We start from the raw sequence: 8,518 nt of genomic DNA, 5'->3' as shown, positions 1-8,518 counted from the left end.
CCAGTCACCCCGGTCGCCGTGCCGACGCCCCCGCCGCGCGCCATCGTCGGGCTGCGCACCGCGGCCAGCTTCGATACCCCACTGCCCCTGCCCGGCGACCATTCGTTCATGGGGCTCATGGACGGCGGAGCGCGCATCGAGCTTTCCGCCACGTCCGACCCGCGGCTTCCCGACAGCGACACCCCCCCCGCCCCGCCGTTGTGTTTCCAGACCGAGCACGGCAGCCGCCCATACTGGAACCCCACCCTGGCCATCCAGCGCGGCGCCTCGCTGCGGGTGCGCCTGGTCAACCGGCTGGACGCCCCCACGTTGTTGCGCTGGCACGGCCTGCTCGCCGACTGGCGCATGGGCGGGCACCCGGTGATGATGCTGCTGCCGGGCGCCAGCCTTGAATATCGCGTTACCCTGCGCAACCGGGCGGGCATCTATCCCTACCACGCCATCGCCCCGGGGTTCTCGGGCCGCCAGACCCACCAGGGCATGACGGGGCTGTGCCTCGTGGACGACGAGGAAGAACGCGCCGCCCTGGCCGCCATGGACATCGAGCCGCTGGGTGCGGGCGGCACCGGCGCCTTCCGGGCCACCCTGCCCGCGCCGGGCAGCGGCCCCTCGGACGTTCCCCTGTTGTTCCAGGACCGCCGCCTCGACCGCGACGGCGTGCCGGTGTACGCGCCCGGCCTGGATGACCGGACAGCGGGCCTTGTCGGCGACGTGCTCACCGTCAACGGCGTGGCCGGCGCCCGGCTGGACGTGGTCACCCGCATGTACCGCCTGCGCCTGGTGAACATGTGCAACGCGCGCATCCTGAACGTGGGGCTGGCCCGCCCCGACGGCGCGCCGCAGCCCTTTACGCTGATGGGCACCGACGGCGGCATGCTGGAACGTCCGCTGCCCTTGCAGCGCCTGTTCCTTGGCCCCGGCGAACGGGCGGACATCCTGGTGGACCTGCGCGCGGCAACCCCCGGCGACGAATGGCATCTGGTCAACCAGCCCTTCGATCCCATGCGCCGGGCCGGATCGGCCTCCGGCGGGGCCGGAGCCCCCGGCGAGGGCGAGTCGGCTCGCCTGTTGCGGATACGGGTGGTGCAGCACGTGGACTACGACCAGCCCCTGCCCGTGCGATTGTGCGAATTTCCGGCGATGCCCCCGCTGCCGCAGGGGCCGCCGCGCCGCCTGCACATCTCGCGCGGCGAGGTGCTGGGCCGCCCATCGTGGTTGCTGAACGGGCAGCCGTTCGCCCTGCGGCACGACACGAGGGCAGACCTGCCGGACGATTTTCCGGCACCGCGCATCCCCGCGCGCATGACGGAAATATGGGAACTGTCCAACGACGCGGTGTCCATCCCCCATGCCCTGCACCTGTCGGGCTTCCAGCTGCGGGTGCTGGAGCGGCGCGACAGCCCGCCCCTGGTGGCGGCCCTGGCCGTGGCCCCCTCCGGGTGTTCGGCCACCGACTCCGGCATCAAGGATACCGTGCTGGTCTGGCCCGGCGAGACGGTGCGGGTGTTGGTGGATTTTCGCGATGCCCCGCCCGGGACGCAGCGCGCCGCGCTGTATTCGCGCATGCTGGAATGTCTGGATGACGGAATGGTGCAGGATGTTGCCGTGCCTTGAGGCGGCGGAGGCCGCCGCTGACAGTATCGCCGCCGCAGGAAAGGCCCCCGGCAAGGACACGGGAACGGGCATGGGCATGGACCAACGCATCGCACGGGCGGACGGTTTCACCAGCGGACCGGGTACCCGGCAAGGTCTGCCCGGCGCGCTCCGTTGGCTGCTGCTGGCCGTGGCCCTGCCGGTGCTGGCCGCCGCCCTGCCCCTTGCTTCTGGAACCCGGATTGCCGATGCCCGGACTGCCGGCACGCTGGCCGCCGACACCGGGCCTGCCCCTGCGGCCCGGCACATCCAGCCTGCCTCCACGCCGCTGAACGTACTGTGCGATGAAGACCTGCCACCGTACGCCTACAAGGGAAAAGGCGCGCTGTCCGGCGCGCGCGGCATCTACCCGGAACTTGCGGCAGAGGCCTTTCGCCGCATGGGCCTTGCGGCATCCATGGTCCCCGCCCCGTGGGCCAGGGCCATGGCGGAACTGAGCCAGGAACGCGCTGGCGAACGATCTGGCGAACAACCTGGGAAGCAGTCCGGGGAACAGCCCGGGGGCCACGCGGAGAGGCGTGTCGGGGTATGCGGCCTGTACGTCACTGCCCAGCGCCTGGAGATGCACGACTTTTCCGCACCGCTGTTCGAAGAACGCCTGCATCTGGTGTTTCCGGCAAACGCCACGATTCCCGACTCCCTTGCGGGAACTGGCGGGGCATTCCTTGCGGAAACTGGCGGAACGGCCCCTGCCGGGATAGGCGGGACGCCGCTGGGCGCGCTGCGGGGCATGCGGCTGGGCGTGGTGCGCGGGTGGAGCTACGGCGACACGCTGGACGCCGCGCGCGAGGCGAACGCCTTCATCGCCGAGGAAGCGGGCAGCGAGGCCCAGAACCTGCTGAAGGTGGCCGGGGGGCGGCTGGACGGCGCCATCATCACCCGCGAAGGGGGCCTGTGGCTGCGGGAGCGGCTGGGGCTGACCAGCCTGGTGACCATGGCCCAGCAACCGTTGGCGGTGATGCCGGTACACCTGGCCTTTCGCAGGCAGGATGCCCAGCATCACCTGCTGCGCGATTTCGATGCGGCAATCCGGGACATGAAGACCGACGGCACCTACGCCCGCATCGTGGAGCGCGCCCTGAACGGACAATAGGCGGACGACAGCCGAACGGCTTGCCGCATCCCTGCCACGGGCAGACGCCGATGCGGCCACGGCGCACCCCGGGCCGCACGGACAAACACCGCCCCTGCGCATCGCCATCTTCACACCGACGGCGCGGCACTGGCTTCGACAGCGGCAATGGCGGCGCGGTTTGCCGCCCCCTACCTGCGCAGCGTGGCCACCAGCCGCAAGGGATGCAGCAGAAGGTCAAGCCCGTCGCAGATGTGGCGCACGGCCACGTCGGCGGCGCACAGCGTCTGCACCGAGGCACCCTCGTCACCCATCACAGCCACGGAAAGCCCCGCTTCCAGCAGCATGAGCAGATCGTTGCGCCCGTTGCCCATGGCCACGGTGCGCAGCGAGCCCAAATCGGCCACGTAGCACCGCTTGGCCTCGTCCTGCATGCCGGGCGGCAACACGTGCAGGCGCACCGGCAGCCCGGTCAGCGCCGATGCCACGGAGCCGAAGGTGTCCGCCGTGACCACGTGCACGGTCAGTTCACCGGCCAGTTGGGTGATGCGTCCGGCCACACCGTCCATCAGCGCGCCCGAAGCCGCGATGGTGCCGTTGTAGTCCAGGACCAGATGGTCCAGCTCAAGGGCCCTGCGGCCCGGAATCTCCAGTCTGAGCATGTCTTCTACCCCGGTTGCGCGTCCCTTTCCGGCGGACACCATGGCTTGCTTGCGGCCCCTCCCGCAGTCGCCGCCCGCGCGGTGCGCGCTCCGTCCCTGTAGCCGGTTGCAACGGGTGTGGCAACGCGTGCGGACCCGCCCGCAGGAACGCCACGCCCCCCCGTGCGCCCGTGCGCTCCGTGGCCCGGACGTTCCATGGCCCGGACGTTCCCTATCGCGCGCTTCGGGCCTGCCCGACAAAGGTCCTGCCTGCGCACACGCCCTTCCGCAATACGGGCCATTCCCCATCCCTTCCCACTGGACAGCCCCTGCACGGGGGGCTAGAAACCGGACGACGCGCGCCCCCCGGCGCGCACACCCGAAAAACACCCCTTCGTGACGGAGGAACCATGGCGTCCATCACCGGCGCTCTCATACTGGCAGCGGGCAAGGGCACCCGCATGCATTCCGACAAGCCCAAGGTATTGCAGTCCATTCTGGGCGAACCCATGCTGCGGTTCGTGTACGATGCGCTGGAACCGCTGTTCGGCGGCAACCTGTGGACCGTCATCGGCCACAAGGCCGACATGGTGCGCGAAGCGTTCAAGGGCGAGGACCACCGCTTCGTGGTGCAGGAAAGGCAGCTGGGCACCGGGCACGCCCTCCAGTCCGCCTGGGACGAACTGAAGGCCGCGGGCCTTGACCGCGTGGTGGTCGTCAACGGCGACACCCCGCTGCTGCCCACGTCCACCGTGGCCACCTTCCTGAAGGAAGCCATGGACGCGGACGTGGCCTTCATGACCCTGACCCTGCCCGACCCCGGCGCGTATGGCCGCGTGGTGCGCCACAACCGCCGCGTGGTGGCCATCGTGGAGGCCAAGGACTACGACGAAACCCTGTACGGCCCGGAACCGGACGAAATCAACGCGGGCATCTACTGCCTGCGCATGGACGCGGTGGAAAAGCTGCTGCCGCGCCTGACCAACGCCAACAAGAGCGGCGAATACTACATCACCGACCTGGTGGGCCTGGCCGTGGCGGAACGCATGGACGTCATCGGCGTGGAATGCGGGCAGGACCCCAACCTGCTGGGCGTCAACGACCCCGCGGAGCTGATCCGGTCCGAAGCACTGGTGCGCGCGCGCATCGCCCTGAACTGGATAGAAAAGCGCGTGCTCATCCACGCCCCGGAAACCGTGCGCATCAGCCCGCGCGCCGTGCTTGAGCCGGGCGCGGAGATATACGGCCCCTGCGAAATCTACGGGGCGTCGCGCATCGCGCGCGCAGCCGTTGTCCATTCGCACTGCTGGCTGCGCGACGCCGTGGTGGCCGAAGGCGCCACCGTGCACCCCTTCAGCCATGTGGAAAAGGCCGAAATCGGCCCCGACTGCGTGGTAGGCCCCTACGCCCGCCTCCGTCCCGGCGCGGTGATGGAGGAAGGCGCGCGCGTCGGCAACTTCGTCGAAATGAAAAAGGCCCGCCTGGGCAAGGGGGCCAAGGCCAACCACCTGACCTACCTTGGCGATGCGGAGGTGGGCCCCGGCGCCAACATCGGCGCGGGCACCATCACCTGCAACTACGACGGGGTGCACAAGCACAAGACCGTCATCGGCGAAGGGGCCTTCATCGGCAGCAACAGCGCGCTGGTGGCCCCGGTGACCATAGGCGCGGGCAGCCTGGTGGGCGCCGGTTCCGTCATAACCAAGGACGTTCCGGACGATTCGCTTGCCATCGCGCGGGGCCGCCAGACGACCCTGCCGCGGCGCAGGAACTCTTGATTTCACGCCGTGAAACGGCTAGTTAACAGACATGGAACTGATTGACCTGCTTGAAACCCGCGTCACGGCGCTCCTGTCGCAGCTCGAAACCCTGCGCGAGGAGAACAGTCGCCTTCGGGAAGAGGTCGAAGGCGGGCTTTCGGCGCTGGCGGAAGAGAACCGAATCCTCAAGGAAGCCCTTGACGGGGAACGCACCGTGAAAGATGCGGTGCTTGCGCGCATCGACGCGCTGCTGCTCCGCCTCAAGGATCAAACCGGCGACGCCTAGGCGCGTCGAGGCCCCATGCGTACCTACAACCTCACCGTCCTGGGGCTTGAGGTTTCCTTCAAGGCCGAGGCCGACCCCGCAAGGGTCGAAACCGCCAAGGCCCTGGTGGAAGAACGGTTCAACAGACTGAAGTTCCACGGAAGACAGCTCAGCAAGGAGAAGCTGCTGACCTTTCTGGTTCTGGGACTGGCGGACGACCTGTTGCAGTCTACCCGGCAGAAGGACGAAATGCGCACCCGCATGGAAGCCCTGCTGGCGAAAATAGAGGAATCCGCGTAACTCCCGTTGCGCGGATGCATAACGATCCCTGGAGTGTGCGTGATTGATTTGCCATCGCTGACCTCACAAGAAAAAAGCAGGGAACCTGTACGGCGGACCGGTGTGCATACCCGGCCCCGCGCCGGGGAGCCTGAAGGCCCGCCCGAGGTTCCCACCCTGACATAGTCAGGTCCTGCTTTGGCACATCACACGGCGCTCCGGGGCTCGCTCATGCCCCCTCGCCCCCAACAAGGCCCGCCCGTCGGGGAATCCGCGTTTAGCACAAGAGTGCGCGGACCCCGGCGACGCGACCGTCCGTCCCCTCCTTGCCCGAGCTCCCGTCTTCCCCGTGCTCATGGAATCGGCACGGTGACTTGGTGCGTCTTGACGCCGCGGCACTGACCGCCGTTCCCCTCCGGGGGCGGCCCGCGCGGCCCAACGGCGCGCCCGGCCCGATTGCCGGACGCTACATCGGACGCTGGTCCGACACCATAACGGGAGTTGCAGTATGGGGCTCATCGAAATCATCTACATCGTCGTGGGAGCGATCATCGGCGCGGCATCGGGCTATGCCCTGCACCGCTACGTCAGCTCCAAGCGCATCGCCGATGCCAACGAACTCGCCAAGCGCATCGTCGAGGAAGCCCGCAAGGAAGCGCAGGCCCAGAAGAAGGAGATCCTGCTCCAGGGCCAGGACGAAATCTTTCACCAGAAGCGCGAACTGGAACACGAGTTCAAGGAACGCGAGCGCGAACTGAAGGCGCGTGACCGCAAGATGCAGGAACAGGGCGAACGCCTGGAGGAAAAGCTCGAAAAGGCCACCGAAAAGGAGCACGAAGTGCTGGCCGCCGAAAAGGAGCTGACCCGCCGCGAACGTCACCTGGCCGACATGGAGGAGCAGATTTCCTCCCGCATCGATGAACAGGAACGCCGCCTCCAGGAAATATCAGGCCTGACAGCCGAAGAAGCGAAAACGCGTCTTTTCGAAGACATCGAATCGCGCACCCGTCACGAAGCCGCCAAGATGATCCGGCTCATCGAAACCGAGTCGAAGGAAACCGCCGACCGCAAGGCCAAGGAAATCATCGCCAACGCCATCCAGCGCTACGCGGGCGACTACGTGGGCGAGCAGACGGTGACCGCCGTCACCCTGCCCAGCGAAGACATGAAGGGCCGCATCATCGGCCGCGAAGGGCGCAACATCCGCGCGCTGGAAGCGGCAACCGGCGTGGACCTGATCATCGACGACACCCCCGAGACGGTCATCCTTTCCGCCTACAGTCCGCTGCGCCGCCAGGTGGCCAAGATGGCCCTGGAACGGCTGATCCAGGACGGGCGCATCCACCCCGCGCGCATCGAGGACATCGTGCGCAAGTGCGAGCAGGAACTTGAGGTGCAGATCCGCGAGGTGGGCGAACAGGCCACCTTCGACGCGGGCGTGCACGGCATCCATCCCGACATCGTGCGCCTGCTGGGCCAGCTGAAGTACCGCACCAGCTTCTCGCAGAACGTGCTGCAACACTCGCTGGAAGTGGCCGCCCTGTGTGGCATGATGGCCGCCGAACTCGGCATGGACATCAAGAAGGCCAAGCGCGCCGGCCTCCTGCACGACATCGGCAAGGCCGTGGACCACGAGGTGGAAGGGCCGCACGCCATCATCGGCTCGGACATCGCCAAGAAGTACAACGAAAGCAAGGAAATCATCCACGCCATCGCCGCCCACCACGAGGACACCCCGCCCAAGTCGGCCCTGGCCGTGCTGGTGCAGGCCGCCGACGGCCTGTCCGGCGCCCGCCCCGGCGCCCGCAAGGAACTGCTGGAAAACTACGTGAAGCGGCTGGAAGACCTGGAGAACATCGCCACCGGTTTCGAGGGCGTGGCCAAGGCCTACGCCATCCAGGCGGGACGCGAGATCCGGGTCATGGTCAACTCCGACAACGTGGACGACGACCAGACCTACATGCTGTGCAAGGACATTGCGGGCAAGATCGAAAAGAACCTGACCTACCCCGGCCAGATCCGGGTTACGGTCATTCGCGAGCGCCGCGCCGTGGGCTTCGCGAAGTAGCCCGCCCGGCCCCGACGCACGTCCCGTCACGCGCGCGCACGCACACGCTCACGGACAGACCCCGATGAAAGCCCGGCCCATGGCCGGGCTTTTTTCGTGCTTATCCCCATTGACTACGGGGGCAACGCGACGATAGTCAAGGCAATACACTTTACACTATACATATTCCGCATGGGCCTTCCCGGAATCCTGGCCGCCGCGGGGATTCATTGTCGCATCGCGCGGCGACGGGACCCGCCACCGGCAGGCACAGGCCGTGCCGGGGGAGGGTCCCACCTTTTTCGGGCAAGGCCTGCCCCTGTCCGGCGCAAGCCCAGGTACCCGGCCATCGCAAAAGGTCGCCCTGCGATCCGGGCCCCGCCGACCCGCCGACCCGCCGACCCGCCGCCCCGCCGGATGAACCGTGACGGCGAAGGCGCCCCCCACCGACCAACATGCCGCCACAATGGCAACGCCGCCGATGTCGCGTGACATCGGCGGCGTTGCCATTGCTGCGGGAGCATTACCGGCAGCCTGCGGAATGGCCGTCACGGCTCCAGGTAGTGCTGCACGATGCGGCGCAGGGTGCCGTCCTCGTCCATGTGGCGCAGGGCCACGTCCATGCGGCGCACCGTCTCGTCCGGCACGGTGAGCGGCCAGAACACGTGCACCGGCAGTTCCAGTCCCACGGGCATGGTGCGCAGGCGTGTCGGCATGGCGGGGTCCGGCAGGCGCAGGGCCCCAGCCTCGCCCACCAGCGCCACCTGCACCCGGCCCGCCTCCAGCTTGCGCAGGCACAGC

7 protein-coding genes, 1 other RNA gene and 1 pseudogene are annotated in these 8,518 nt (G+C 68.1%); 7 read left to right on the top strand and 2 right to left on the bottom strand.

Going from position 1 to position 8,518, the window contains the following annotated elements:
- Together FVW20_RS01965 and FVW20_RS19960 are read left to right on the top strand one after the other, a co-directional pair.
- Positions 1-1,614, top strand: a 1,614-nt coding sequence (locus FVW20_RS01965) for a multicopper oxidase family protein (RefSeq protein WP_196608068.1), incomplete at its 5' end; no start/stop codon positions are given.
- Positions 1,598-2,746, top strand: coding sequence for a substrate-binding periplasmic protein (locus FVW20_RS19960; RefSeq protein ID WP_196608067.1), 1,149 nt, complete (start codon positions 1,598-1,600; stop codon positions 2,744-2,746). The genes FVW20_RS01965 and FVW20_RS19960, both read left to right, overlap by 17 nt.
- Positions 2,747-2,916: 170 nt before the next feature.
- Here FVW20_RS19960 and FVW20_RS01955 read toward each other — a convergent pair whose 3' ends face one another.
- The gene (locus FVW20_RS01955; protein WP_196608066.1) at positions 2,917-3,387 is read right to left on the bottom strand and encodes an HAD family hydrolase; all 471 of its coding nucleotides are present in this window, start codon (positions 3,385-3,387) and stop codon (positions 2,917-2,919) included.
- A 389-nt stretch (positions 3,388-3,776) separates the two neighbouring features.
- Here FVW20_RS01955 and glmU point away from each other — a divergent pair, with 389 nt between their 5' ends.
- The 5 genes from glmU to rny all read left to right on the top strand — a co-directional run bounded on the left by glmU (position 3,777) and on the right by rny (position 7,738).
- Complete coding sequence (glmU, locus tag FVW20_RS01950) at positions 3,777-5,144, top strand: bifunctional UDP-N-acetylglucosamine diphosphorylase/glucosamine-1-phosphate N-acetyltransferase GlmU (RefSeq protein WP_196608065.1); 1,368 nt, start codon at positions 3,777-3,779, stop codon at positions 5,142-5,144.
- A 31-nt stretch (positions 5,145-5,175) separates the two neighbouring features.
- Positions 5,176-5,412 carry a cell division protein ZapB gene (locus FVW20_RS01945; RefSeq protein WP_196608064.1) on the top strand — a complete coding sequence of 79 codons (237 nt, stop codon included), beginning with the start codon at positions 5,176-5,178 and terminating at the stop codon, positions 5,410-5,412.
- A 15-nt stretch (positions 5,413-5,427) separates the two neighbouring features.
- A complete protein-coding gene (gene zapA, locus FVW20_RS01940; RefSeq protein ID WP_196608063.1) occupies positions 5,428-5,691 on the top strand; it encodes a cell division protein ZapA in 264 nt (87 codons plus the stop codon).
- A gap of 22 nt (positions 5,692-5,713) precedes the next feature.
- Positions 5,714-5,899, top strand: a non-coding RNA gene (gene ssrS, locus FVW20_RS01935) — 6S RNA.
- A 279-nt stretch (positions 5,900-6,178) separates the two neighbouring features.
- The gene (gene rny, locus FVW20_RS01930) at positions 6,179-7,738 is read left to right on the top strand and encodes a ribonuclease Y (RefSeq protein WP_196608062.1); all 1,560 of its coding nucleotides are present in this window, start codon (positions 6,179-6,181) and stop codon (positions 7,736-7,738) included.
- Positions 7,739-8,265: 527 nt separating this feature from the next.
- On the opposite strand, the pseudogene FVW20_RS01925 reads toward rny, so the two are convergent.
- Positions 8,266-8,518 (bottom strand): annotated as a pseudogene (locus FVW20_RS01925) (ABC transporter substrate-binding protein); the annotation flags it as partial.

Origin of the sequence: Nitratidesulfovibrio oxamicus (genome assembly GCF_015731765.1) — a bacterium.
Lineage (GTDB): Bacteria > Desulfobacterota > Desulfovibrionia > Desulfovibrionales > Desulfovibrionaceae > Cupidesulfovibrio > Cupidesulfovibrio oxamicus.
The sequence above is the reverse complement of the archived record's forward strand: the minus strand, read 5'-3'. Positions and strand labels throughout refer to the sequence as shown.

Coding starts and splice junctions, on each gene's coding strand:
- FVW20_RS19960 (WP_196608067.1), top strand. CDS start 1,598: ATGTTGCCGTGCCTTGAGGCGGCGGAGGCCGCCGCTGACAGTATCGCC.
- FVW20_RS01955 (WP_196608066.1), bottom strand. CDS start 3,387: ATGCTCAGACTGGAGATTCCGGGCCGCAGGGCCCTTGAGCTGGACCAT.
- glmU (WP_196608065.1), top strand. CDS start 3,777: ATGGCGTCCATCACCGGCGCTCTCATACTGGCAGCGGGCAAGGGCACC.
- FVW20_RS01945 (WP_196608064.1), top strand. CDS start 5,176: ATGGAACTGATTGACCTGCTTGAAACCCGCGTCACGGCGCTCCTGTCG.
- zapA (WP_196608063.1), top strand. CDS start 5,428: ATGCGTACCTACAACCTCACCGTCCTGGGGCTTGAGGTTTCCTTCAAG.
- rny (WP_196608062.1), top strand. CDS start 6,179: ATGGGGCTCATCGAAATCATCTACATCGTCGTGGGAGCGATCATCGGC.